Below are 22,901 nucleotides of genomic sequence, written 5' to 3'. Positions count from 1 at the left end.
AGCCATGCCATTCAGGTGCCGCAAGATTGCCCGACGCTGGGGGAAGCCTGCTCGGCCGAGTAGCGTTCCACCCGGTTGCGGCCATTGTGCTTGGCCAGATAGAGCGCCTGATCGGCGCGAGAGAGCAGCTCGTCCAGATTGAAGGGGCCCTCTCTCTGGGAGGCGATACCGATGCTGACCGTGATGCAGACGGCGGGCTCGGCTCCATTTTCTTCCCCTGGCTGCGCGACGATTTTTCGCAGCCGCTCGGCCACCGCCATGGCCTGCTCCTCGCTGAGGCCGGGCAAGATGGCCACGAATTCCTCTCCCCCCAGGCGACAGAAGAGGTCCCCCGGTCGAAGCTGGTCGCGCACCCGGGCCGCGAAGCCGCTCAACTGGTTGTCCCCCTCTTCGTGACCGTGACGATCATTGATGCGTTTGAAATGATCGATGTCCAGCATGCAGATCGCCACAGGGTAGCGCTGCACCGTGAGGTGCTGGAGCAGTTCATTGGCGGCCGACCAGAAGCCGGCCCGGTTCAGCGCACCGGTCAGGTGATCGTGGTGGGCCAGGTGTTTCATCTCCCGTAGCAGGCTGTTGCGGGCCGCCATGATGCTGGCGGCAGTCAGGGGGGTGAGAGCGATCAGCATGACCCCTATCCGGACGGAGAACATCCAGTACTGGGTCTGGACATCGTGATTGATGACGAGGTGGCCGTTTGAGAGGGCGATCAGGATCAGGGTGCTGTAACCCAGGGTCAGCAGGCTGGTGGCGAAGACGGAGTAGGTGACTGCGCACCAGAGCAGTGCCGGTACCGGGAAGGCGATGGATCCCGGCCCCTCGATGAGCAGGGTGAGCAGCAGGGAGGCCACCAGGCTCAGCAGCGGCATCAATCTGGTCCAGGAGAACTCGGTGCGGTAGAGGAGGGTACGCCAGGGGGGCACGCTGTCATGGGGAGGCAGTGTCAGGAGCACCGGCAGTATGGTCATGTAGTTCACCAGCTCGCTGGCAAACCAGAAGCCCAGCCCGTAGAGCGGGGGGCCCAGAGACAGGATGGGATTGATGATGGCGCCGACCACGCCGGCGGCGAGGGAGGCGGCCAGGGTGTTTCGCAGCAGGAGCACGAGGGAGGTGGGGCGCCTGAGGAGCTTGTCGGCAGGCGCGAGCCGATGCATCAGCAGATACCCGACGCCGATGCCGGCCAGGTTGCCGCAGGTCAGCAGGATGGTTTTGAACAGGGGCTCGCCGGTGAAGAGGGCGGCGAGAAAAAAGCCCAGTATGCCGCCGGCCCAGCCCGCCGGGGTGGCCAGGCGTGGATAGCGCACCATGCAGCCGAGCAGGACCGCATTGGCAGGCCAGAAGGCCGCCAGCAGGTTGGGGGGGCGGGTGAAGATGCCGATCAGCGAGAACAGCAGTAACAGGGCGGCGACACACAACAGAGCGGACAAGGGCGTCAATGTGCATGAGGTACGTTGGCGTGCGATGTCCCCCATGGGGACCTCCTGACAAGAGAGGGTTTGCTCAGAGTATGGCTGGCACGTGACAAGGGTGAACGAGTGCGAGATGAAAACGCCCCCTGGTGGAGGGGGCGTGAAGGCTTACTTGAAGACCCGGAAACGCACGTCGTCGTCGATGAAGGTCTTGTCGCCGGCAGGTTGCTCTATGCTGCCAAAAGGCATCTGGGCACGGAGCAGCCAGCTGGCGGGCAGGTCCCACTCCTTGCGCACCGCATCGTCGATGAGCGGGTTGTAGTGTTGCAGGGAGGCGCCGATGCCCTCCTGGGCCAGGGTGGTCCAGACCGCGAACTGGGCGATCCCGGTGGCATGTTCGGACCAGATGGGGAAGTTGTCGGCATAGAGAGCGAATTTCTGCTGAAGATCCTCGATGACGGCGGTGTCTTCGAAGAAGAGCACGGTGCCAGCCCCGGCGCGGAAGCTGCCGTTGATCTTGGCTTCACTCTGGGGATAGGCCTCCGGCGGCACTATCTTCTTGAGCTCCGCCTTGACGATGTCCCACAGCTTGTGGTGCTGCTCGCCGAACAGGATGACGGCACGGGAACTCTGGGAGTTGAACGAAGAGGGGCTGTGCTTGACGGCATCCTTGATGAGGGCGGTCAGCTGGGCCTCGGAGTGGGTCACCCGGTTGCCCAGGGCATAGATGGTACGACGTGCTTTGATCTGTTCGATAAACGGACTGCTCATAACATCTCCTTGGTTGATGAATCATCACCGCCAGCGTTGCCGACAAAGGTCATCTGGCTCCGATTTCTCGAGTCATCGACTATAACACCTTGCGGGCAATAAACCGTCAACGACGAGTAATGACTGTTTCTACTTTTTATGGATATTCACATGACGGATGTGAATATGGCCGCGAGACACCTTGATATCTTTTTTATCATTAGCAGTGGATGTTAATGACTTCAATCAATATCTTTTGCAGATTTTTAATCTATAAAATTCATAAAATATGACATTTTATAGAGGGTGGCATGACGGCGGCGCTGATCAAGGAACGCTATTACATACTGACTCCGCTGTCGCTTCTCCTGGGAGGGCTGGTGCTGATCGCCACCCTGTTGCTGGCGGCAGCCAGCTACCTGAGCAGCATCGACAAGACGGTGGCGGGTTACGGTCACATGCTGGCCGCCCTCGACGCCACCCTGTTCCAGGACATGGCGCAGGACAACCGCCGCCAGCTTGGCGTGCTGGAGGCGTCCTTGGACAAGCAGGCCATCGCTGCCGGGGCATCGGCCATCAATCCCATCTGGCCCATTGCCCATCAGTTCAAGTACGACGCCCACTTCCTCTATTTCTACAATGCGCGCACCCATCGGCTCGACGGCTATCCCGACTGGCAGCAACCGGAGGGCTACCGGGCACAGGCGCAGCCCTGGTACCAGACCCTGTCCGGCGAGGGTGATGATCTCGTCTGGTTCGGTCCCTACCCGGAGTTCGATTCGGCCGGAGAGGTACTGACCCTCATCAAGCGGGTCAAGGATGATGAGGGGCAACTGCTTGGGCTGCTGATGGTGGACATGTCGTTCAGCGCCTTGCAGGGGGCGTTGCACCGGGCGGTGGGTGAGGATCCGGTGGCCCTCTACATCACCGAGCGCAAGGGCGGCAAGCTGGTGGTGGGGCACAATTTGTCGCTGTTGCCGCTCCGTCTCGAGCGGGAGACGCAGGCGGTCGGCCTGGACGGGTTCTGGGCAGGTCGCCACCTGCAACACGCTCTGGAGGGGATGGAGTGGGATCTCAACGTCTATCTCCCCCCCTCCCATTTTCATGAAAACCTGCAAGACACCCTGTTGATGGTGGTGCTGCCCGCCCTGGCATTGCTCTGCATCTGGCTGTGCAGCCTGTGGTTTCTGGTGCGGATCTTTCGCCAGGAGCAGGCGCTGGTGCAGGGCTCGCTAAGCGGCCTCATCCAGGATGAGGCGCGAAAGGAGATCCAGCGGCGTCAGCGAACCTGGTTCGTGCACGGCAGCCTGGGGGAGATAGAACAGGTGCGAAACAGCCTGCTGCAAGGGCAGGATGCCCTGCTCCACGACCCTCTCACCGGCATCCTGAACCGGCGAGCCTTCGATCAGCAGCGGGCCGGGCTGGAGAAGGCGGGGAGGCCCTACTGGCTGGTGCTGTTCGATGTGGACAACTTCAAGCGCGTCAACGACAGCTGGGGACACGGTGTGGGGGATGCGGTGCTGTTTCGGGTGGCCACCATCATGGCGAGAACCCTGGGGGATGAGCAGGTCTACCGCATCGGGGGCGATGAATTTGCGGCCTTGCTGCCCTGGGAGCAGGCGGAGGTGGAATGTCGCCTGACCCACCTGCTCGGTCGGGTGAAGGCCCTGAAATGGCGGGAGTTCGCCGACGCCATCACCCTGAGCGCTGGCGGAGCGCGCTATCCGGATGATGCCCTGACGCTGCTCGAGCGGGCGGATGCCTGCCTGTACGAGAGCAAGCACCAGGGGCGGGATTGCTGGCATCTGGCGGCGTCGTCGCCCGTTGACGGGGAGGTTGTGACAGTATCTGTCTGACGGTGATCGCTGCAAAAAAGGGCCTTTGGGCCTAGAAAAAGGTCATGACGGGGATGATTTCTCGTGTGACCTTTTTTTTTGATGTGGTTTCAGGTGGTTAGCCTGCTTTCTTGCATTGTGTCGCGAACCGGAGACAGGGAGGGCTGGCCGTGAGGTGCCCCTTGCGGCAGTGGCGCAGGTCAGGGGGCTTTGTATAGTGCAGGGAAAAATAATCAATCATCAGGTTTGACAGGAGTACCCCATGAAAATGAAACCGTTTGGCATGAGCGCACTGGCGCTGCTGGGGGCGTTGCTGTTGGGCACAGGACAGGTGCAGGCATCCGAGACCCTCAATACCATTCTCGGCGGCGGAGCCGGCGGGGTGGCGGGCACCATGATCGGCAAGGAGCTGGGTGGCGACACCGGCGCCCTGGTGGGGGCAGCCCTGGGGGGCGCGGCCGGTGGTGCGGCCACGGCCAATAGGGGCAACAAGAACGAAGCTGCGCTCGGCGGCGCCGTCGGTGCCCTGGGCGGGGCAGCCATCGGCAAGAGCGTCGGTGGCAGTACGGGCCAGCTGATCGGCGCCGGTATCGGTGGTGCCGGTGGCTCCGCCATCGGAGCCAGGACCGGGGATGGTCACGAGAGCCGCGGCGATCGCTATTACGATGACAGGCGCTATCACAAGCACCACAAGAAACACAAAAAGCACCGCAAGCACAGATGGCATGACGACTGATGCCTCGGCAAGCTGACCGACAAAAAGGGGCCTTTGGCCCCTTTTTTTGATCCCGCTGCCGGCCCGTAAGGGGCGGCGAGCGGCCTCTTACACCAGCCGGTGCTGGCGCCTGCCAAGGGAGAAGGCGTTGATGTTGTCGATGAGCTGATCCGCGAGGCGCTGCATCGACTCTTCGCTGGCCCAGGCCACGTGGGGAGTCAGGATGAAATTGGGGTAACGCAGGGCCTGCATCAGGGGGTGATCCGGAGGCGGCGGCTCGACGCTTGCCACATCGAAGCCGGCGCCCCCCAGACGGCCGTTGCCGAGGGCTTCGAGCAGCGCCTGCTCGTCCACCAGGCCGCCACGGCCCACGTTGATGAGCAGGGCGCCCGGTTTCATCAGGGCCAGCTCCCGCTCCCCGATGAGATGGCGGGTGTAGGGGGTGAGCGGGCAGTGCAGGCTGATCACATCCGAACTTTGCAGCAGGGCATCCAGGGGCAGTCTGTCGTCATCCCCCGGGGAGCCGACCTGGCTCTGGGCATAGTAAACCTCCATCCCGATGGCGCTGGCCCGCTGTCCCAGTGCCTGTCCCAGGGTTCCCTTGCCGATGATCCCGAGGCGCTTGCCATGCAGATCCGTGATGGGGTGGTCGAAGAAGCAGAACTGGCCGCTTTGTTGCCAGCGCCCCTCCAGCAGGGACTGGCGCCAGGCGAACAGGTTGCGCGACAGGGCGAGCATCAGGGCCATGGCGTGCTCGGGGACGGAAGGGCCCGAGTAGTTGCGGATATTGCACACGGCGACATTGGCGGCGCGGCACGCCTCCAGATCCAGGTTGTCGCTGCCGGTGGCGGCCAGGGCGATCAGGCGCAGTTCGGGCAGCTGGGCCAGTTCATCGGCCCCGATGCGCACCTTGTTGATGATGGCGATGCTGGCGCACTTGAGCCGCTCCACCACCTGATCCGGTGCCGTGGTCGGGTAGCTTTGCCAGTGATGGGGAAAATCGGGGCGGCGCAGATTGATGCCGGTGTCCAGGGTGTCGCTGTCGAGAAACACGATTTGCTGCATGAAGCCTCCTGCCATTGGTTCGGACATGATGCCAAACATGGAGGGCGGCTGACCAGCGCGGTGGCATCGGGCCAAGTCCGATGGGGAAGGTAAAGGCGGGTGGCTGTGCCTCGGAGGGACTCAGATCCAGCCCAGGTGCGTCAGCCAGCCCTGGATGCGCCCCGGCGTCTCCTCCAGATCCATCAGGGCATAGGGGCGGTAGTTGAGCTTGTGGCTGCGGCGGCTCTCGCTTCTGCGGGCTTCGGCCGCCAGCAGGGGCCAGCGTCCTCCCTCCTCCTGATAGAGATCCAGGGTAGGGATGCTGCCCTGGGCTATCTGCTTGGCGAGGGTCTGGTTGCTCAGCTGGTTGGGGAAGAAGCCGTCGAGCAGCACCAGGGCATCGGGGGCGGGCAACTGTTCGCTGGCGATGAGGTTGGCGGCCCAGGCGGCGCTGGTACCCTGGGCCAGCAGCAGCTTGAAGCCCCCCTCCTGCAGCTTGGCATCCCCCAGCTTGCTGATGCGGGAGGCAAACTGCTTGCGAAAATCGTCGATGACCTGCTGTTTCTTCTCGGCGGCGGGGTCGAGCTCGGTCTGCTGCGGCGAGGGGAGCAGCAGCAGGGTATCGAAACCGAGGCGCCCCAGCTCCCGGGTCAGTTGCCACAGCTGGCCGCTGCGCTGCCAGTCGGGCAGCAGGATAACCAGACCCACGTAGTTGTCGCTGTCGTGCTTGGCAAACAGTACCTGTTGCTTGTCCACCCTGGTGCTGTCGGGTATTCCCTGCCAGTCGCTGCTCTGCCAGTAGTCGGGGGGAACCAGGGGGGCTGGATCCGGGGCGGCGCCTGACGGTGCCTGCCCGGCGCCGTGGGCGGCAAAAGCAAGCAGGGTCAGCAGCAGATAGGGGCGAAATGTCATGGGGGATCCTCCAGCACTCCCTCATAGCGGCCTCGCCGGGGGTTTCTTTAGGGCAAGGGGGCACATCGGCATCGGCGGTGGCGAAGAGGGTCTGACCGGCGGGCCGGGCACGGGCCCGGGATTGTTCCAAATGGCAAAGCATTCCCGGTTTTGATTGTTCCATCCTGTGACCCATACATGGTTCAGTAAGGGCAGGCAGACAGGGGGCCGGGGCATGTCGTCACTGGCCGCAGGCGGAGAATTCTCCCCCCCTGTCTCGTCAGAACGAGAGGTTCACCCTCACTTTCCATCGACAGGGAGCGTTATCGCCATGAGCACCTTGGTTCACTTGCCCATCCTCGACCTGAGGCAGCTGGATGCCTCGCCCGACGCCCGGGCCGATTTTCTGGCATCGTTGCGCGATGCCGCGAGAGAGACGGGATTTTTCTACCTGACCGGCCACGGCATCGATCCCGAGCTGCAACAGGAGGTGCAGCAGCTGTCGCGGGCCTTCTTTGCGCTGCCTCTGGCGGCCAAGCAGCAGGTCGCCATGATCCACTCTCCCCATTTTCGTGGCTACAACCGACCGGGGGCGGAGCTGACCCGGGGTCAACCCGACTGGCGAGAGCAGTTTGATATCGGTGCCGATCGCCCAGCCTTGCCGCGCGCGGCGGGCGACCCACCCTGGTGGCGGTTGCAGGGGCCGAATCAGTGGCCGGAGGCGCTGCCGACACTGCAACCCGTGCTGACGCGCTGGCGTGGGCAGATGACCCGCATGTCCCGTACCCTGCTCGGGGCTTTTGCCGAGGCGCTCGCACTGTCGCCAGATGCCTTCGATGCCCTGCACGGAGAGCGTCCCAACGAACATATCAAGCTGATCCGCTATCCCGGTGAGCGGGGCGCCACCCAGGGGGTCGGTCCCCACAAGGATTCGGGCTTCCTGAGCTTCCTGCTGCAGGATGACCAGCCCGGCCTGCAGGTGGAGGTGGCGCCGGATCACTGGATCGACGCGCTCCCGCTCCCTGGCACCTTCGTGGTCAACATCGGTGAGCTGCTGGAGCTCGCCAGCAACGGCTACCTGCGTGCGACCGTGCACCGGGTGGTGCCGTCGGCGCCGGGGCAGGAGCGTCTCTCCATCGCCTTCTTCCTGGGGGCCCAGCTCGACGCTGTGGTGCCCGTCTATCCGCTGCCCGAGGCACTGGCCCGTGAAGCCAGGGGGCCTGCCACCGACCCGCACAATCCGCTGCTGCGGGAGGTGGGCTGGAACTACCTCAAGGGGCGGCTGCGTTCCCACCCTGACGTGGCATTGCGCCACCATGCCGATCTGTTGCCGGCGCCCCGGGCGCTGGCGGTCGGCGAAACCACCCATTGATTGCATGGCAAGGAGCACAAGATGAACAAGCACGGACTGTTTTCCCTGAGCGGCCTGGTATTGGCCCTCGGACTCTCTCTCTCCGCCCAGGCAGCCCAGGCGCTGCGGGTTGCCGCGGATCCACTGCCCCATGCGGATATCCTCGGCGAGGTGAAACGCCAGGACCCTTCGCTGGATCTGCAGGTGATCGAGCTCAGCGGCGGCATCAATGCCAATGCCCTGTTGGTGGCGGGTGATGTGGATGCCAACTACTTCCAGCACGTCCCTTACCTGCGGGATCAGGAGAAGGCGCTCGGCACCGAGCTGGTGGTGGCCGCGACCGTACACGTGGAGCCTCTTGGCATCTATTCGAAGAAGTTCAAGCACTTGAAGGAGGTACCGGAAAAGGCGGTGATAGCCCTGCCCAACAATGTCACCAACCTGAGCCGGGCCCTCTATCTGTTGCAGCACGAGGGGCTCATCACCCTCAAGGCCGGCCATGAAGATCCGGCGCGGGATCTGGCGACGGTGCACGATATCGCCACCAACCCCAAGGCGCTCAAGATCCTGGAGATCGAGGCGCCGCAGCTGCCGCGCTCCCTTGACGACGTGGATCTGGCGGTGATCAATGGCAACTATGCCCTGGAGGCGGGGCTGGAGCCTGCTCGCGATGCCCTGGGGCTGGAGAGCGCCCAGAACAATCCCTACGCCAACATCCTGGTGACCACCCCGGCGCTCAAGGATGATCCGCGGATCCGCCAGTTGGCGCGGGATCTGGAGTCCAGGGCGATCGCCGACTTCATTCGCAAGAGCTACAAGGGGTCGGTGATCCCGGTGGCCGGGCGGCAGTCATGATAGTGCTGGAGGGGCTCGGCAAGCAGTACCCGGGGCACGGGCAACCCGCTCTGGAGGGGGTGTCGCTCGAGATTCCGGATGGGGCCATCTACGGCATTCTCGGGCGCAGCGGCGCGGGCAAGAGCACGCTCATTCGTTGCCTCAATCTGCTGGAGCGGCCAAGCCGGGGCCGCATCCTGTTCGATGGCCGCGACATCACGGCCCTGGAGGGGGCGGCCTTGCGCCGCCACCGTCAGGGGACCGGCATGATTTTCCAGCACTTCAATCTGCTGCACGCCCGCAGCGTGGAGGAGAACGTGGCGGTCCCGCTGGAAATCGCCGGAGTGGCGCGCCGGGAGCGGGCGGCCCGGGTCAGCGAGCTGCTGGAACTGGTGGGGCTTGGCGAGCACCGTCGCGCCTTTCCCTCCCAGTTGTCGGGAGGGCAGAAGCAGCGAGTGGGCATCGCCCGCGCCCTGGCCGCCAATCCGCGCCACTTGCTCTGTGACGAGGCGACCAGTGCCCTGGATCCGGAGACCACGGAGTCGGTGCTGGCGCTGCTTGCCGACATCAACCGCCGCCTCGGGATCACCATAGTACTCATCACCCACGAGCTGGAGGTGGTCAGGGCCATCTGCGATCACGCGGCATTGCTTGAACGGGGTCAGCTGGTGGAAAGCGGCGCTCTGGGCACCCTGCTGGCCAACCCCGACTCCCGCGTGCGGCAGGCCCTGTTGCCGGATCCCGAGATCCTGCGACGTTTCATGGCGCGTCACGGAGTCACAGAGGAGGTGCGTTTATGCAGAGTCGCCTGAGTGTCGATGCCTTGCTCGAACTGATGTATCAGGGGTCGCTTGAAACGCTCTACATGGTGGGAGTGGCAGCCGTCTTCACCCTGCTGCTGGGGCTGCCGACCGGGGTGCTGCTGGTGGTGACCCGTCCCGGGGGCGTGCTGCCCTTGCCCCGTCTCAACATGGTGCTGGGGATCGGTATCAACATAGGGCGGTCGCTCCCCTTCGTGGTGCTCCTGATCGCCCTGATCCCCCTGACCCGGCTGGTGGTCGGCACCTCACTGGGCAGCACCGCCGCCATCGTTCCCATTACCCTGGGGGCCTTCCCCTTCTTTGCCCGGGTGGTGGAGAGCGCCCTCGATGAGGTGGACAAGGGGCGCGTCGAAGCCGTGCTGGCCATGGGGGGCAGCGGCTGGCACGTGGTCGTCAAGGCGCTGCTGCCCGAGGCCTTGCCGGCGCTGCTGGCCGGACTCACCCTGACGGTGGTGATGCTCATTGGCTTCTCCTCCATGGCAGGGGTGGTCGGTGGCGGCGGGCTCGGTGATCTGGCGATCCGCTACGGCTACCAGCGCTTTGATGACAAGGTGATGGCAGGGACCGTGGTCATGTTGCTGCTGCTGGTGCAACTGGTACAGGGGGTGGGGGACAGGCTGGTGCGGGCACTGGCCCATCGCCGCTAGGGGCACGGCTTCTCATCAGGCTGGCCGTGAGGTGCCAGCCAATAAAAAAGCGAGCCTGGGCTCGCTTTTTTTGCAATCACATCAAGGGGTCAACTTAGTTGACGCGACGCTTGAATTCACCGGTACGGGTGTCGATTTCGATCTTGTCACCGATCTCCACGAAGGCGGCAACGGCCAGCTCGTAGGAGGTGCCCTTCAGGCGGGCAGGCTTGGTCACTTTACCGGAGGTGTCGCCACGGGCGGCCGGCTCGGTGTACTCGACTTCACGCACGATGGTGGTCGGCAGTTCTACGGAGATGGCTTTCTCGTTGTAGAAAGTCACTTCGCAGAGGTCTTCCATGCCGTCTACCAGGTAGTTCAGGGCATCACCCAGGTTGTCTTTCTCGACGTCGTACTGGTTGTACTCGGTGTCCATGAAGACATACAGCGGGTCGGAGTAGTAGGAGTAGGTGCACTCTTTACGCTCCAGCTGAACGACTTCCAGCTTGTCGTCGGCCTTGAAGACGGTCTCGGTGGCGCTGCCGTTCAGCAGACCCTTCAGCTTCATCTTGACCACGGCGGAGTTACGGCCGGATTTGTTGAATTCAGCCTTCTGGACCACCATCGGCTCGGTGCCGATCATGACTACGTTACCAGCGCGGATTTCCTGTGCGGTTTTCATGTAAAAAATTCCTGTTCGTGAAACGGACGGATAAAAACTGCCAGATTATATACGGCTTTCTAAAAATTTCACCAACCTCGTGACGAGATCCCCGTCCGCCAGCAGCCTCTGTGGCCAGGTGCGCCCATGTTGCTGCCATATGGCCGCGTATTGAGGCCATTGTGCCCAGAGTTCACCCGTATGCTCCCCCCGGTTGAGGGCATGGTTGAAGCGGCGCAGCCACTGACCGGCCGGCGCTGGCAAGGGGGAGAGGTAGTGGTCGAGAAAACCGTCCAGCTTGACCATGTGGGCATCCTCTTCCTGCTGGTAGATATGCCAGAGGAAGGGGCGCCCCGCCCACTGGGCCCGCACGAAGGAGTCCTCCCCGCGCACCAGGTTGAGATCGCAGCTCCACAGCAGGCGATCGTAACCCCTCTGATCGGTCATCGGCAGCAGCTTGATGGTGAGGTTGCCCGCCTGGAGCAGATCTCCGGCCCGGGCACCGGGGATGGCCGCTGCCAGCCCTGCGCCGATGAGCACGTCGTCGAGGGAGCGCCCCAGCGGCAGCAGCAGGGTGACGGGGGTGACGCTCTGGCGCCAGCCCTCGACCAGGCTCCTGAGCACCTCGCTCTCGTAGGTAAAGAGGCTGACCCGCAGCTCGTCTTCTCGTTGGGGTGGCAGGCCGAGGCTGGCCCAGTAGGCGGTCAGTCCCGCTTCATCCTGCTGCCAGCGCTCGCGCTCGACGATGAGGCCGTGCTCGCACAGCAAGCCGCCGGTTTTCTGCGTGAAACCCGGGAAGAAGAAGTACTTGTCGAGGCGCCGGCTGCCGACCTGCTGGGGCGAGGCGAGGCCATGGCAATCCTCGACCCAGCTCTCGGCCGAGAGGTATTCGAGGTTGATCCAGCAGGGGGGCGTGGTCTGCTCGGCCATGCGTTCGATAAAGGGGGCGGGCAGCTCGCAGGCAAACGCCTCGATGACCACCCTGGCCGGGGTCATGTCGGCGGGGAGGCGCTCGTGCCAGTGCTGGACATAGATGCCATCGACCCACTGACCGTCCTGTGCGGGGTCGAGCGCCGGGCAGATGCGGGCGAAGCTAACCAGATCGTCCACCCAGAGCCGCACCTGCACCTCACTCTTCTGCGCCGGGAGCACGCCTTCCTGTTTGAGCTGGCGGGCGAGTCGCCAGGTGACGCCGATGTCACCGAAGTTGTCGACGACGCAGCAGAAGATGTCCCAGTCGAAGGGGGGGAGAGGGCTTGTCATGGCGCGGGATCCCAGATGCAAAAAAACCGGTGCGCAGGGTAGCACACCGGTTGGCTGGCTTCTAACGGTCGGCTCGGGGCCGAAGGAGGGACTTACTCCTTGCCGTAGACGTTGTTCTCCTGCTCGCGCACCCGGATGAAGGTGGTGCGTTTGGTGAGCTCTTTCAGCTGGCTGGCCCCCACATAGGTGCAGGTGGATCGCACCCCGCCCAGGATGTCGCGCACCGTATTCTCTACCGGGCCGCGGTAGGGCAGCAGCACGGTTTTGCCTTCGGAGGCGCGATACTCGGCGACGCCGCCAGCGTGCTTGTCCATGGCGCTGGCCGAGCTCATGCCGTAGAACTTCATGAAGGGCTCGCCATCGACCTCGACGATTTCACCGCCGCACTCTTCGTGAGCGGCGAGCATGCCTCCCAGCATCACGAAGTCGGCGCCGCCGCCAAACGCTTTGGCCACATCCCCCGGGCAGGTGCAGCCGCCGTCACCGACGATCTGGCCACCCAGGCCGTGGGCCGCATCGGCACACTCGATGATGGCGGAGAGCTGCGGGTAGCCGACCCCGGTCTTGACCCGGGTGGTGCAGACCGAACCCGGGCCTATGCCCACCTTGACGATGTCGGCGCCGGAGAGGATGAGCTCCTCCACCATCTCGCCGGTCACCACGTTGCCCGCCAGGATGACGTGGTTCGGGCAGGCCTCGCGGATCTTGCGCAAAAACTCGACGAAGTGCTGGGAGTAGCCGTTGGCCACGTCCACGCAGATGAAGCGCAGGGCGCTGGACATCGCGAGGATCTGGCGGGTCTTGGTGAAGTCCTCCTCCGAGGTGCCGGTGGAGACCATTACGTGGCCCAGCAGGGCCGGGTCGGTCTCATTGACGAAGGTTTGCCACTGCGCAAGGCTGTAGTGCTTGTGCACCGCCGTCATCATCTCGAAGCTGGCCAGGGTACGCGCCATGGCGAAGCTGCCGACGGTATCCATGTTGGCGGCGATGACGGGCACGCCCTGCCATCGGGTCTGGGTGTGCTTGAAGGTGAACTGGCGGGTCAGGCTGACTTGGGAACGGCTCTTGAGAGTAGAGCGCTTGGGGCGAAACAGGACATCCTTGAAACCGAGCTTCAAGTCTTCTTCGATACGCATTGCGAATTCCTTATTGAGCCTTGTGTGAGAGGTCACTTTGCAGTGGCAACTTTTCGGCAGGCGCAAAAAAACCGGTGGTTTTCAGGCCCTCCGGTTTACAGCAGTGTAGGCAAAAATCCCGTCAGAACAAGACTGATAATTCACACACCGCTGTGGTAGCCTTTGGCGTCACAACCTGAGGATGGCCGCCAGCGTCATCCAGCACCCTGTTCTCCCCTCGTTTTCCTGCTGCACTCCCCACTCACGCGCCGTGCCCGGCATGGATTGTCGCCTGTTGGCACCGCGTCCAGAGCCTGCTCCCCTGCGCGCCAGAATCCGGTTGACCCGGCAGTTGGCTGTGATACATCTGGGCGCAAGACTGACAAGGCGAGAGAGCAAGATGGGCAAGAGAATGGTGGCGGCGGCCATGATGTGGGCGCTGTGCGGCAGCGCGATGGCGGCCCAGACCAGCTATGGCTGGATCGAGAAGGGGGTGCTGATGCCCTACGGGGTGGCGGTCAAGATGAAGCTCGATACCGGTGCCCTCACTTCGTCGCTGGATGCCCGCGACCTGAAGCATTTCAAGAAGGATGGCAAGCCCTGGGTGCGCTTCAACCTGGTGCTGACCGATGCCAATACCGACAAGGTGGTGCGCCGGAGCGTGGAGCGACCGGTGGAGCGCAGCGTGACGGTGCGCGGGGCGGGCGGCATGGAGGAGCGCCCGACGGTGACCATGTCCGTCTGCGTTGGGGACCAGGTCTACAAGGAGTGGTTCACCCTGCGGGATCGCAGCAAGATGATCTACCCGGTGCTGCTGGGGCGCCGTCTGCTGGCGGAGCTGGGACCGGTGGATTCGAGCCGGACCTTCACGGTACAGCCCACCTGCGACTAGGGTGGTGGTGCCATGAAAAACGGGGGCCTGGCCCCCGTTTTTCATGGCGTGCGCAAAGGCTGACCCCTCATGCCTGGCGCGAGGCGGGCAGCAGCACGCTCACTTCGAGCCCCCCTTCAGGCCGATTGTGGATGTCGAGATCCGCTCCGTGAAGCTGGGCGATGCGCGAAACGATGGCCATGCCAAGGCCCACGCCATCCCCCTGCTGGGGATTGACCCGGAAGAAGCGCTCGCACAACCGGGAGAGGGCGGCGGTGGGGATGCCGGGGCCGTTGTCCCGCACATCCACCCGGATCCGGTTGCCCACCTGGCTCACCACCACGGCGACCTCGCCGCCCACCTGGGTGTAGCGCAGCGCATTGTCGATGAGGTTGCCGAACATCAGCTCCAGCAACATCGCCTGTCCCATTACCTGCACCTGTTCGGCGCCCTCCAGGGACAGCTGCTGATCCTTTTTCAGGGCGATGGGGGCCAGGGTCGCCAGGGTGCCCTGCAACAAGGGGAACAAGGGAAGGGCGGTGAGGGCCGGGCTCTGCTGGTTGTCGATGCGGGCCTGGGTCAGCAACTGGCGGATAAGCCGGTCGCTGCGATCGAGGGCCAGGAGCATCTTGCGCAGGGCCTGCTCCCGGCTCTGATCATCCTCGGCCGTCATGGCGTTCTCGCTGTGGATGCGCAGCACCGCGAGGGGCGTGCGCAGCTCGTGGGCGGCCTCGTTGGTGAACTGTTTCTCCCGATCCAGGGTGTCTGCGAGGGCGTGCATCAGCCGGTTGATCTCCCCCACCAGCGGCGTCAGCTCCTCGGCCTTGATGGCGAGATTGAGGGGGCTCAGGTTGGCGGGATGACGCTCGCCGATGGCTTGCGCCAGCTGGTGCAGCGGTGACAGTCCCCGGGTGATCAGCCACCACAGCAGACCGAGCAGGAAGGGCAGGGTGATGAAGAGGGGCAGCATGGTGAGGGTGGCCATCTTGCTGGCCAGCTCGCTGCGTTCGTCATCCCGCTCCGCCACGATGAGCCAGGTCTGCTCATCCTCGTTGTAGAGGGTGAAGGTGCGCCAGTCGTGGCCGTCGCGGTGCACGGCGCCAAAGCCCAGCTCCGGCTTGCCGAACAGCTGGCGCGGCGCGCTGGGGGAGCGCAGCAGTATGTTGCCCTCGCCGTCGGTCAGCTGGAAGGTGAGGTTGCGCTCGAACTCGTGGCCATAGGGGGTGAACTCGTTGTCCTGTCCGATCTGGCCGAAGCCGCTCGGCTCCTGGTGGGGGGCGTTCGGCACGGCCTGCTCCCACTCCTGATAGATGGCGCCGTTGCTCGGCAGATCGCCGCGCTGTTTCAGATAGCGGTCGAGCAGCTGGTTGGTGATGCGGGCGGACTGGGCGAGACGGGCATCAAACAGCTCTTCCATTTCGTGGTTGGCCTGCAGGTAGCCGATAAGGCCGCTGATGGCGAGGCTGAGGCTGACCAGGGCCAGGATGCCGGAGAGCAGGAAACGGCGGATGGAACGGACACGGCTCATGGGGCGGAGGCTCCTCTTGCGCCCTGGACGTCGAGCTGGGGCACGATGTAACCGACGCCGCGAATGTTGCGGATGAGCTCGGGGAAGAATTTCTTGCGCAGGTGGTGAATGTGCACCTCCACCGCGTTGCTCTCTGCCCCCTCGTCCCAGCCGTAGAGGCTCTGTTGCAGTTGATCCCGGCTCAATACCCGGCCGCTCTGGGTGATGAGCTCCTGCAACAGCTTGTACTCATGGGGGGTGAGCTTGACCGGTTCGCCCCGATAGGTGACCTGTTGTGACGCGGGGAAGAGCTGCAGCTCCCCGTACTCCAGCACCGCCTGGGCCTGCCCCTTGCTGCGCCGCACCAGGGCGCGCAGCCGGGCGTTGAGCTCCTGCAGGGCGAAGGGTTTGACCATGTAGTCGTCGGAGCCTGCATCCAGCCCCAGTACCCGGTCGTCCAGGGCATCACGGGCGGTCAGGATGAGCACGGGCAGGGTCTGCCCCTCCCGGCGCAACTTGCGCAGCAGGCTGATGCCGTCGATGTCCGGCAGGTTGAGATCCAGGACAAGGGCGGCAAACTCCTCGCTCTTGAGTGCCGAGAGGGCCGGCATCCCCTGCTGGAGCCAGTCCACCGTGTAGCCGCTGCTGCGCAGGGCATCCACCATGCCGTCTCCCAGCATCACATCATCTTCCACCAACAGGATCCGCATTGTTCTCTCCCTCAAACGACACTGCCCACCAGTATGCAAGCTGGTGGGCAGAGTTGAAATAGCACACTGTGCTGCTTGTGTTTACAGCTTGGCGAGACGCTCGCGAATTTCCATTCTGCGGCCCTCGTCCGCCACCTCGCGGCCAGGGCGCGCCGGGGCGGCCAGGGCCTTGTCCAGATAGACCTTCGCCTGTGCCTTGTCACCCTGATCCAGCAGGAAGTCGCCGTAGAAGAAGTTGGGGTCGATGCCGGTGGGATTGATGGCCAGCGCCTGCTTGAGCAGCTTCTCCGCCTTCTCGTCGTCACCAAAGCCCACCGGCCAGCCCGGTACCTGGTAGTAGAGGGAGCCCAGGCTGGTGTAGGCCGAGCCTTCCAGCGCCTTGGGATCCTGCTTGATGGCGATCTCGAGCTTGGCCTTGGCCTCCTTCACCAGACCAAGGGCGCCGAGGCCGCCCTTGGCCCCCGCCCAGGTGCTCTTGACGATGGCGGACCAGATCAGCAGATCGGTGCGAAATGCCTCCTTGGCGCTCGCCTCATCGGCCTTGGCACTCAGGCTCTCCAGGCAGCTCTCCTTGGCGTTGCCGGTCTGCTGGTACTGGCAGTGGGCCCACTCCTGCTGAATGGTGGGCAGGGCATCGGCGGCCTGTGCCAGACCGCTTGCCAGCAGGCCTCCCAGGACGAGCAACAGGGGGCCGTGACCAAATCGGGGACGGAAAGTGGTGTGCTTCATCTCAATGTTCCTTCTCGTTTGTCGCACAGGCGGGATCGCTCCTGTGATCGGGGGCAGGGGAGGCGGTGCGGCGGGCGTGGCGCTCGATGATCGGGCGCTGCTTGGCCAGGGCCATGTCCACCAAGGCGGGCAGCAGGCCGTTGAGCCGCACAAAGAGCTTTTCCGGCCAGCCGAGCCAGCGGCGGCGTGTCTCGTTGCACAGGGCGATGACGGCCTCCTCGGCCACGTCCTGTGGGCTGTCGGTCCGGGTGCCGAGCTCGGCATTCATGGCATAGGCCGCCTCGGAGTTGAGGTGGGTGCGGGTGGCGCGGGGGGCAAAGTGCAGCACCTTGATGCCGGTTCCCTCCAGCTCCCGCCCCAGGGACTCGCTGAAGCCGCGCATGGCGAACTTGCTGGCGCAATAGACGCTGTAGCCGGCAAAACCGATGGCCCCGAGGCTGGAGCCGATGTTCATGATGATGGCGGGCTTGCGCAGCCGGGGCAGCAGGGCCCGGGTGAGCTGGATGGGCGCCTCGACGTTGAGCAGCAACTGGCGTGTCACCTGCTCGCTGCTCTGATCTTCCAGCCAGGCGAACTGGTTGCAGCCCGCACTGTTGATGAGCACGTCCAGCCCCTCGTCCAGGGCCGGGTGTTGCAGCAGCTGCGCCCGCTCATGGGGAGAGCCGAGATCGGCCGTCACCGTCTGGTGGCGATCCGGATGAGGCAGCTCCCGGCGCAGGCGCTCCAGGGCGCTGGCCCGACGACCGTGCAGCAGCAGATGGGCACCCTGGGCCGCCAGTTCATGGGCCAGGGCTTCACCAATGCCGCCACTGGCGCCAGTCAGCAGTATGCGTTTGCCTTCAAGCTTCATTGGCATGATCCCGTGAGCTGATAGAGCATGTCGCCATAGAGGCGGTAGACCACCTTGGCGGCGTGAATGATGGCGGCCTGATCGGCGGCATCTTCCACCCGGTTCATCAGGGATTCGAAGAACTTGAGGTGCTCCTGGTCCAGGGCCCCGTGGGAGCTCAGGTAGCTCATGGCCTGGGGCGGCAGACCCAGACCGCTCTTGAGCTGGTCGGCGACGGTCAGGGCGATGGCGACGCTGGTGCCTTCCAGCACCTGCACCATGCCGAAGAAGCCCATGGGGTTGCCGCGCTGGATCTGGTCGTAGAGGAAGGCCACCATCAGCTCGATGGGGAGCCCGGGCCGGCCGTGGCGCACCGCCTCGGCATCGCCGCCGCAGGCGCGGATGTCATTGAGGATCCACTCCTGGTGGCCGTACTCCTCGTCGATGTACTCGCGGATGGCGCCGCGCACCCACTCGTACTCCTGCCCCAGCCTGCCGCCGGTAGCCATCAGGAGCTGCACCGTGTGGCGCACGTGGTAATAGGCCTGTGCCAGGAAGGCGAGGTAGGTCTCCCGGCTGATGTCGCCACGGCGGCAGGCCTCGATGATGGGAGCATTGAACAGGCGCTCGCGCTCGCCGGCGGTGGCTTGTTGCAGGGTCTGATAGAAACTCATGAGGTCTCTCCTGTGAGGCATTGGCTGATCTGCCGGGAAAAATGGTGATAAATCTCATTGCGACGGGGGCGCCCGTTGGCCGTCAGCAGGCCAGGGAGCTGATCCAGGGCGACCGGCAACCAGTGATGGATGCGGGCGTAATCGGGCAACTGCTGGTTGAGCCGGGCAATCTGCTCTGGCAATTGGGACTGGCTGCCCGGCAGCGGCTGGATAAGGGCCACGTTGGCGGGCTGACCGTCACCGAAGATGACGATGCGGGCGATGGCCGGGCAGAGCTGGGCCTGGGCTTCCACCCACTCCGGGGAGAAGTTGCGGCCAAAGGCGGTGATCTGCACGTTCTTCTTGCGCCCCGTGATATGGAGATAGCCCTCCTCGTCGATCCGACCCAGATCCCCTGTGGCGATCTGGCTGCCCGTCTCGCCCTCTTCTCCCAGGTAGCCCAGCATGGCGCTGCCGCTGACCATGACTTCGCCGTCTGCGGCGATCGTCACCTGGCAGTGGGGCAGAGGCAGGCCGACGCTGCCGGGACGATCCCCGTGGGGGCCGTTCAGGGCGACCACGGAGCCGCATTCTGAGAGACCGTATCCCTCGTAGACCGGCAGCCCCGCCGCACGGGCGTGAGCGATGAGTTCGGGGGCGACCTTGCCGCCGCCCACGGCGACGAAGCGCAGGGTGCCGAGCTGTGTCGCCAGGGCAGGGGTATTGAGGCACAGAGCCAGCAGCAGGCGCAGCAACTCGGGTACCAGCACCAGGCTGTGGCTGGGCCAGCGCAGCAGTGCATGGGCTAGGGCCGCAGGATCCAGCTTGCTGGAGCCCGAGAAGCCGAGTTCCCCCAGGGAGGGGATGCGGCTGCAGGCGCCGGTCAGCAGCGGTACATACAAGCCGGTCAGGTTCTCCAGCAAGGTGGTGAGGGGCAGCAGGGTCAGGTGCTTCTCAACCCGGGCAGGTGCCACCCGCAGGGCAAGGGATCCGCAGACCGCCGTCATCTGTTCCAGCGACAGGCAGACGCCCTTGGGTTGCCCCGTGGTGCCAGAGGTATAGGTGATCTTGGCGGTGCCCGCCGGCAGCTCGGGGAGGCGGGCCGGGATGCGGCGCCACAGGGGCACGGCCTGCTCATCGGGCCTGCCTGCAATGAGCACGAGGGGTGAGGCGGACTGCCACCCCTGGTGCTCCGGGCCGACCAGGGCGTCTGCTCCGCTGCTTTCCAGCAGCCACGTCTGCTGCGCCGGACTGAAGAAGTGGGGAACCGGGATGACCACGATGCCGGCCCAGGTGCAGGCGAGATCGATCAGTGCCCAGGGCAGGCCGTTGTCGAGTTGCAGGGCCAGGCGGCGGATGCCGGCCCCTTGCAGCACGCCTGCCAGTTGCTGGATCTGCTGCCACAGGCTCTGGTAATCCAGCTCACCCTGGCTGCCTAGCAGCGCAGGCTGGTGCGGGGTCTGGCTGGCATGGTGGGCGATGGTGTCGAACAGCGTCATTGTGCGCACCTCCTGTCGATGTCGGCATGGTTAAAAAGGCGGGGCATGGGCCCCAGCAGGTTGAGCAGCAGGCTGCTCTGTGCGAGTACCTCGCGCCCCTGGTTGATGTCGCCTGCCATCACCTTGGGCTGGCAGCGGTAGTATTCGCCCCAGGCGCTGGCATCCTCTCCCACCTGATGGGCCTGGGCGGGGGCCAGCTCCACCGGGTTGAGACGCAGGCGGGTAAAGCTGTTGCGCAGCTTGGCGGTGCCGGTGAACACCACGTAGTCCAGGGCGTTGTCACACAGCAGACGGCACAGCGCGGCAAACATCAGGCGGGCGTGACCCGGTTCGCTGCAGGCAAGATTGCCCACTTCGATGATGCGGTGGCGGGCCGGACGGACCCCGAGACGGGTCTCGATGGCGGCCTCGACAGGCTGCTCCAGATATTGCTCCAGATAGAGCGGTTGCTCGTGCTCGCCATGGCAGGCCTGGTTAAGGCCGCAGGCACCGACCAGCACGCCATCTGCCCGGTAGAGCCCGAGCAGGCAGGGCAGAAAATGGGGAATGCGGGCGTTGAACTCGAGGGTATAGGCGGCCTGGATATAGGTTTGCAGCGCCATGACCTGCTGCGGGGATTCGGCCAGGATCAGCCGGTAGGGGGCTTGGATCTCGATGGTCATGGTTGGCTCCTTCTTTTGCGATGGGATGAGAGTAAAAGGGCAAACTTAAGAAACCCTTAAGGCGCAAAAAAAGACGAAAAAAACTGGCGGGGGGTGAACGGGGGTCGATGGGGGCTCCAGACAAAACAGTTGCCAGCAGCGGGCGTGGCAGGCAATCTGCCCCGCTGTCGCCACCCGAGGAGCTGCCATGTCATCCCCTGTTCACTGTCCCCTGTGTCTCTCCCCTCGGCACCATGCCCTGCCGGTGGCGGGCAAGGGCTATTACCGCTGCCTGGCGTGCGAGCTGGTCTGGATGGACGAGGCGGACCACCTGGACGAGGGGGCCGAGAAGGCGGTCTATGACGGGCACGACAACCGGGTGGACGATCCCCGCTACCGGGCCTTTCTGATGCGTGCCTTTGGCGAGGTGCTGGCCCGGGTGTCGCTTCCTGCCAGCGGCCTCGATTTTGGCTGCGGCCCCGGGCCTGCCCTCATCGCCATGGGGCGGGAGGCGGGCTTCGAGATGGCGGGCTACGACAAGTTCTATGCCGACGACCCAGAGTGCCTGACAAGGCAATACGACTTCATCACCAGCACCGAGGTGATAGAGCACATCGCCACCCCCCGCGCCGTGCTGGACACGCTCTGGGGCTGCCTCAAGCCCGGCGGGGTGCTGGTGTTGCAGACCCAGCGGGTACTGGGGGACGATCGCTTCAAGACCTGGCGCTATCGCCACGATCCCACCCATATCGTCTTCTTCGCCGAGGCCTCATTCCGTGCCCTGGCGGTCCGCTGGCAGGCAGAGGTCGAGTTTCCTCATGCGGATGTGGCGGTGTTCACCAAACCCTGAGCCGGGCGTTTTCATTTGGCCATGAGTTGGGCATGCTGGTGGCCTGAACCCCAGGAACGGATGCCCCTATCTCCATGTCGATCCCCCACCTCTCATTGCAAGACGTTTGCCACCTGCAACTGGCGGCTCAGGGGCTGCTGACCCCGCGCCGCGCCAGAGCAACCCCCGCCGATCTGCTTGCCTGCATCAGACGCATGGCGTTGCTGCAGATAGACACCATCTCCGTGGTGGCCCGCAGCCCCTATCTGGTGCTGTTCAGCCGTCTCGGCCATTACGATCCGCGCTGGCTGGAACAACTGCTGGCTGATGGTGACCTCTTCGAATACTGGGCCCACGAGGCCTGTTTCGTCCCCCGGGAAGATTACCGGCTGCTGCGCCATCGCATGCTGGATCCCGCCGCCATGGGCTGGAAGTTCTCCGCCCAGTGTCTCAAGACCCACGGCGGCGAGATCGCGCAGATAGTGGAGCGCATTCGCCAGGATGGCCCGGTGCGGGCGGCAGACTTCGAGCGCAAGGGGGGCAAGGGCAACGGCTGGTGGGACTGGAAGCCCGAAAAGCGCCACCTGGAGGTGCTGTTTACCGCAGGCCAGCTGATGGTGCGCGAACGGCGCAATTTCCAGCGTGTCTACGATCTCGCCGAGCGGGTCATGCCGGAGTGGAATGACGAGCGGGATCTGCCGAGTCCTGATCTCGCCCGGCGGGACATGGTGCGAGCCAGTTGCCGGGCGCTGGGGCTGGTCAAGACCGGCTGGGTGGCGGATTACTATCGCCTTAAACGGGGGAAATACGACGCCCTGCTCCACCAGCTGGCGGACGAGGGGGAGCTGTTGCCGGTACGAGTGGAGGGGTGGCAGCACGGAGCCTTCGTTCACGCCTCCCTGGCCGATGAACTGGTCCGGGCCCAGGCGGGCTCCCTCAAGGCGAGCCACACCGCCGTGCTCTCGCCCTTTGACCCGCTGGTGTGGGATCGCAAGCGGGCCAGTGAGTTGTTTGGTTTTGACTATCGCATCGAGTGCTATACCCCGGCCCCCAAGCGCCAGTACGGTTATTTCGTGCTGCCGTTGCTGCATCGCGGCAAGCTGGTGGGCAGGATGGACGCCAAGGCCCATCGCAAGGAGGGGGTGTTTGAGGTCAAGAGCCTCTATCTGGAAGACGGGATCAGGGTGACCCGGACCCTGGCCCAGGATCTGGGCAAGGCCATCCAGAAGCTGGCGCAGTGGCACCAGACCCCGCTGGTGCGTTATGGCAACGTTCCTGCTCCCTTGTTGGCTCAATGGCAGGAGGTGGCACGCTGAGG

23 protein-coding genes are annotated in these 22,901 nt (G+C 64.4%); 9 read left to right on the top strand and 14 right to left on the bottom strand.

Features of this window, described 5'->3' with window-relative positions; all coding sequences use genetic code 11:
• Nucleotides 1-11 precede the first annotated feature (11 nt).
• Nucleotides 12-1,472 carry a GGDEF domain-containing protein gene (locus HKD46_RS02800; RefSeq protein ID WP_235673794.1) on the bottom strand — a complete coding sequence of 487 codons (1,461 nt, stop codon included), beginning with the start codon at nucleotides 1,470-1,472 and terminating at the stop codon, nucleotides 12-14.
• A gap of 105 nt (nucleotides 1,473-1,577) precedes the next feature.
• The gene (locus tag HKD46_RS02795) at nucleotides 1,578-2,180 is read right to left on the bottom strand and encodes a nitroreductase family protein (protein ID WP_010673779.1); all 603 of its coding nucleotides are present in this window, start codon (nucleotides 2,178-2,180) and stop codon (nucleotides 1,578-1,580) included.
• A gap of 290 nt (nucleotides 2,181-2,470) precedes the next feature.
• Here HKD46_RS02795 and HKD46_RS02790 point away from each other — a divergent pair, with 290 nt between their 5' ends.
• Nucleotides 2,471-4,015 carry a sensor domain-containing diguanylate cyclase gene (locus tag HKD46_RS02790; protein WP_171864891.1) on the top strand — a complete coding sequence of 515 codons (1,545 nt, stop codon included), beginning with the start codon at nucleotides 2,471-2,473 and terminating at the stop codon, nucleotides 4,013-4,015.
• 241 nt (nucleotides 4,016-4,256) lie between these two features.
• On the top strand, nucleotides 4,257-4,730 hold the full coding sequence (locus tag HKD46_RS02785) for a YMGG-like glycine zipper-containing protein (protein WP_039041096.1): 474 nt from the start codon (nucleotides 4,257-4,259) through the stop codon (nucleotides 4,728-4,730).
• Between the two features lie 87 nt (nucleotides 4,731-4,817).
• Here HKD46_RS02785 and HKD46_RS02780 read toward each other — a convergent pair whose 3' ends face one another.
• Together HKD46_RS02780 and HKD46_RS02775 are read right to left on the bottom strand one after the other, a co-directional pair.
• Nucleotides 4,818-5,774 (bottom strand): D-2-hydroxyacid dehydrogenase, encoded by a 957-nt coding sequence (locus tag HKD46_RS02780; RefSeq protein ID WP_039041095.1) that lies wholly within the window; start codon nucleotides 5,772-5,774, stop codon nucleotides 4,818-4,820.
• Between the two features lie 120 nt (nucleotides 5,775-5,894).
• Nucleotides 5,895-6,665 carry a DUF3530 family protein gene (locus HKD46_RS02775; protein ID WP_039041094.1) on the bottom strand — a complete coding sequence of 257 codons (771 nt, stop codon included), beginning with the start codon at nucleotides 6,663-6,665 and terminating at the stop codon, nucleotides 5,895-5,897.
• A gap of 310 nt (nucleotides 6,666-6,975) precedes the next feature.
• Here HKD46_RS02775 and HKD46_RS02770 point away from each other — a divergent pair, with 310 nt between their 5' ends.
• Genes HKD46_RS02770 through HKD46_RS02755 form a run of 4 tightly spaced genes read left to right on the top strand, consistent with a single transcriptional unit; the run spans nucleotide 6,976 to nucleotide 10,297 of the window.
• Nucleotides 6,976-8,016: an isopenicillin N synthase family oxygenase gene (locus HKD46_RS02770; protein WP_039041093.1), complete on the top strand. Its 1,041-nt coding sequence runs from the start codon at nucleotides 6,976-6,978 to the stop codon at nucleotides 8,014-8,016.
• 21 nt (nucleotides 8,017-8,037) lie between these two features.
• Nucleotides 8,038-8,850 (top strand): MetQ/NlpA family ABC transporter substrate-binding protein, encoded by an 813-nt coding sequence (locus HKD46_RS02765; protein WP_143237191.1) that lies wholly within the window; start codon nucleotides 8,038-8,040, stop codon nucleotides 8,848-8,850.
• A complete protein-coding gene (locus HKD46_RS02760; RefSeq protein WP_010673786.1) occupies nucleotides 8,847-9,641 on the top strand; it encodes a methionine ABC transporter ATP-binding protein in 795 nt (264 codons plus the stop codon). The genes HKD46_RS02765 and HKD46_RS02760 overlap by 4 nt, the downstream gene beginning before the upstream one ends.
• The gene (locus HKD46_RS02755) at nucleotides 9,626-10,297 is read left to right on the top strand and encodes a methionine ABC transporter permease (RefSeq protein WP_010673787.1); all 672 of its coding nucleotides are present in this window, start codon (nucleotides 9,626-9,628) and stop codon (nucleotides 10,295-10,297) included. Before HKD46_RS02760 ends, HKD46_RS02755 begins: the two co-directional genes overlap by 16 nt.
• Nucleotides 10,298-10,391: 94 nt before the next feature.
• Here HKD46_RS02755 and efp read toward each other — a convergent pair whose 3' ends face one another.
• From efp to HKD46_RS02740, 3 genes are all read right to left on the bottom strand, one after another.
• Complete coding sequence (gene efp / locus HKD46_RS02750) at nucleotides 10,392-10,958, bottom strand: elongation factor P (RefSeq protein WP_010673788.1); 567 nt, start codon at nucleotides 10,956-10,958, stop codon at nucleotides 10,392-10,394.
• Between the two features lie 45 nt (nucleotides 10,959-11,003).
• Entirely contained in the window at nucleotides 11,004-12,200 is a 1,197-nt protein-coding gene (gene earP / locus HKD46_RS02745) for an elongation factor P maturation arginine rhamnosyltransferase EarP (protein ID WP_171864890.1), read from the bottom strand.
• 92 nt (nucleotides 12,201-12,292) lie between these two features.
• Nucleotides 12,293-13,336, bottom strand: coding sequence for a GMP reductase (locus HKD46_RS02740; protein ID WP_010673790.1), 1,044 nt, complete (start codon nucleotides 13,334-13,336; stop codon nucleotides 12,293-12,295).
• A 409-nt stretch (nucleotides 13,337-13,745) separates the two neighbouring features.
• Here HKD46_RS02740 and HKD46_RS02735 point away from each other — a divergent pair, with 409 nt between their 5' ends.
• Nucleotides 13,746-14,207: an ATP-dependent zinc protease gene (locus HKD46_RS02735; RefSeq protein WP_370736837.1), complete on the top strand. Its 462-nt coding sequence runs from the start codon at nucleotides 13,746-13,748 to the stop codon at nucleotides 14,205-14,207.
• Nucleotides 14,208-14,274: 67 nt separating this feature from the next.
• On the opposite strand, the gene HKD46_RS02730 is transcribed toward HKD46_RS02735, so the two are convergent.
• The 7 genes from HKD46_RS02730 to HKD46_RS02700 all read right to left on the bottom strand — a co-directional run bounded on the left by HKD46_RS02730 (nucleotide 14,275) and on the right by HKD46_RS02700 (nucleotide 20,775).
• Complete coding sequence (locus HKD46_RS02730) at nucleotides 14,275-15,714, bottom strand: ATP-binding protein (RefSeq protein ID WP_171864889.1); 1,440 nt, start codon at nucleotides 15,712-15,714, stop codon at nucleotides 14,275-14,277.
• The gene (locus tag HKD46_RS02725; protein WP_041215642.1) at nucleotides 15,711-16,403 is read right to left on the bottom strand and encodes a response regulator; all 693 of its coding nucleotides are present in this window, start codon (nucleotides 16,401-16,403) and stop codon (nucleotides 15,711-15,713) included. The genes HKD46_RS02730 and HKD46_RS02725 overlap by 4 nt, the downstream gene beginning before the upstream one ends.
• An 81-nt stretch (nucleotides 16,404-16,484) precedes the next feature.
• Nucleotides 16,485-17,132 (bottom strand): tetratricopeptide repeat protein, encoded by a 648-nt coding sequence (locus HKD46_RS02720; protein ID WP_045525602.1) that lies wholly within the window; start codon nucleotides 17,130-17,132, stop codon nucleotides 16,485-16,487.
• Between the two features lies 1 nt (nucleotide 17,133).
• A complete protein-coding gene (locus HKD46_RS02715; RefSeq protein ID WP_039039562.1) occupies nucleotides 17,134-17,982 on the bottom strand; it encodes an SDR family oxidoreductase in 849 nt (282 codons plus the stop codon).
• Nucleotides 17,979-18,635, bottom strand: coding sequence for a TenA family transcriptional regulator (locus HKD46_RS02710; RefSeq protein ID WP_171864888.1), 657 nt, complete (start codon nucleotides 18,633-18,635; stop codon nucleotides 17,979-17,981). The genes HKD46_RS02715 and HKD46_RS02710 overlap by 4 nt, the downstream gene beginning before the upstream one ends.
• On the bottom strand, nucleotides 18,632-20,113 hold the full coding sequence (locus HKD46_RS02705) for an AMP-binding protein (RefSeq protein WP_119196912.1): 1,482 nt from the start codon (nucleotides 20,111-20,113) through the stop codon (nucleotides 18,632-18,634). The genes HKD46_RS02710 and HKD46_RS02705 overlap by 4 nt, the downstream gene beginning before the upstream one ends.
• Nucleotides 20,110-20,775: a thermostable hemolysin gene (locus HKD46_RS02700; protein ID WP_042014526.1), complete on the bottom strand. Its 666-nt coding sequence runs from the start codon at nucleotides 20,773-20,775 to the stop codon at nucleotides 20,110-20,112. Before HKD46_RS02700 ends, HKD46_RS02705 begins: the two co-directional genes overlap by 4 nt.
• A gap of 187 nt (nucleotides 20,776-20,962) precedes the next feature.
• Here HKD46_RS02700 and HKD46_RS02695 point away from each other — a divergent pair, with 187 nt between their 5' ends.
• Both HKD46_RS02695 and HKD46_RS02690 read left to right on the top strand, forming a co-directional pair.
• Nucleotides 20,963-21,604, top strand: coding sequence for a class I SAM-dependent methyltransferase (locus HKD46_RS02695; RefSeq protein WP_119196911.1), 642 nt, complete (start codon nucleotides 20,963-20,965; stop codon nucleotides 21,602-21,604).
• A 74-nt stretch (nucleotides 21,605-21,678) separates the two neighbouring features.
• Nucleotides 21,679-22,899, top strand: coding sequence for a winged helix-turn-helix domain-containing protein (locus HKD46_RS02690; RefSeq protein WP_161470065.1), 1,221 nt, complete (start codon nucleotides 21,679-21,681; stop codon nucleotides 22,897-22,899).
• Nucleotides 22,900-22,901: the final 2 nt, after the last annotated feature.

This window comes from Aeromonas sp. TW 6 (assembly GCF_013168745.1).
Lineage (GTDB): Bacteria > Pseudomonadota > Gammaproteobacteria > Enterobacterales > Aeromonadaceae > Aeromonas > Aeromonas caviae.
The sequence above is the reverse complement of the archived record's forward strand: the minus strand, read 5'-3'. Positions and strand labels throughout refer to the sequence as shown.

What these genes read in the sequence shown, in the direction of transcription:
- HKD46_RS02800 (WP_235673794.1), bottom strand. Translation starts at nt 1,472, where the DNA reads ATGGGGGACATCGCACGCCAACGTACCTCATGCACATTGACGCCCTTG.
- HKD46_RS02795 (WP_010673779.1), bottom strand. Translation starts at nt 2,180, where the DNA reads ATGAGCAGTCCGTTTATCGAACAGATCAAAGCACGTCGTACCATCTAT.
- HKD46_RS02790 (WP_171864891.1), top strand. Translation starts at nt 2,471, where the DNA reads ATGACGGCGGCGCTGATCAAGGAACGCTATTACATACTGACTCCGCTG.
- HKD46_RS02785 (WP_039041096.1), top strand. Translation starts at nt 4,257, where the DNA reads ATGAAAATGAAACCGTTTGGCATGAGCGCACTGGCGCTGCTGGGGGCG.
- HKD46_RS02780 (WP_039041095.1), bottom strand. Translation starts at nt 5,774, where the DNA reads ATGCAGCAAATCGTGTTTCTCGACAGCGACACCCTGGACACCGGCATC.
- HKD46_RS02775 (WP_039041094.1), bottom strand. Translation starts at nt 6,665, where the DNA reads ATGACATTTCGCCCCTATCTGCTGCTGACCCTGCTTGCTTTTGCCGCC.
- HKD46_RS02770 (WP_039041093.1), top strand. Translation starts at nt 6,976, where the DNA reads ATGAGCACCTTGGTTCACTTGCCCATCCTCGACCTGAGGCAGCTGGAT.
- HKD46_RS02765 (WP_143237191.1), top strand. Translation starts at nt 8,038, where the DNA reads ATGAACAAGCACGGACTGTTTTCCCTGAGCGGCCTGGTATTGGCCCTC.
- HKD46_RS02760 (WP_010673786.1), top strand. Translation starts at nt 8,847, where the DNA reads ATGATAGTGCTGGAGGGGCTCGGCAAGCAGTACCCGGGGCACGGGCAA.
- HKD46_RS02755 (WP_010673787.1), top strand. Translation starts at nt 9,626, where the DNA reads ATGCAGAGTCGCCTGAGTGTCGATGCCTTGCTCGAACTGATGTATCAG.
- efp (WP_010673788.1), bottom strand. Translation starts at nt 10,958, where the DNA reads ATGAAAACCGCACAGGAAATCCGCGCTGGTAACGTAGTCATGATCGGC.
- earP (WP_171864890.1), bottom strand. Translation starts at nt 12,200, where the DNA reads ATGACAAGCCCTCTCCCCCCCTTCGACTGGGACATCTTCTGCTGCGTC.
- HKD46_RS02740 (WP_010673790.1), bottom strand. Translation starts at nt 13,336, where the DNA reads ATGCGTATCGAAGAAGACTTGAAGCTCGGTTTCAAGGATGTCCTGTTT.
- HKD46_RS02735 (WP_370736837.1), top strand. Translation starts at nt 13,746, where the DNA reads ATGTGGGCGCTGTGCGGCAGCGCGATGGCGGCCCAGACCAGCTATGGC.
- HKD46_RS02730 (WP_171864889.1), bottom strand. Translation starts at nt 15,714, where the DNA reads ATGAGCCGTGTCCGTTCCATCCGCCGTTTCCTGCTCTCCGGCATCCTG.
- HKD46_RS02725 (WP_041215642.1), bottom strand. Translation starts at nt 16,403, where the DNA reads ATGCGGATCCTGTTGGTGGAAGATGATGTGATGCTGGGAGACGGCATG.
- HKD46_RS02720 (WP_045525602.1), bottom strand. Translation starts at nt 17,132, where the DNA reads ATGAAGCACACCACTTTCCGTCCCCGATTTGGTCACGGCCCCCTGTTG.
- HKD46_RS02715 (WP_039039562.1), bottom strand. Translation starts at nt 17,982, where the DNA reads ATGAAGCTTGAAGGCAAACGCATACTGCTGACTGGCGCCAGTGGCGGC.
- HKD46_RS02710 (WP_171864888.1), bottom strand. Translation starts at nt 18,635, where the DNA reads ATGAGTTTCTATCAGACCCTGCAACAAGCCACCGCCGGCGAGCGCGAG.
- HKD46_RS02705 (WP_119196912.1), bottom strand. Translation starts at nt 20,113, where the DNA reads ATGACGCTGTTCGACACCATCGCCCACCATGCCAGCCAGACCCCGCAC.
- HKD46_RS02700 (WP_042014526.1), bottom strand. Translation starts at nt 20,775, where the DNA reads ATGACCATCGAGATCCAAGCCCCCTACCGGCTGATCCTGGCCGAATCC.
- HKD46_RS02695 (WP_119196911.1), top strand. Translation starts at nt 20,963, where the DNA reads ATGTCATCCCCTGTTCACTGTCCCCTGTGTCTCTCCCCTCGGCACCAT.
- HKD46_RS02690 (WP_161470065.1), top strand. Translation starts at nt 21,679, where the DNA reads ATGTCGATCCCCCACCTCTCATTGCAAGACGTTTGCCACCTGCAACTG.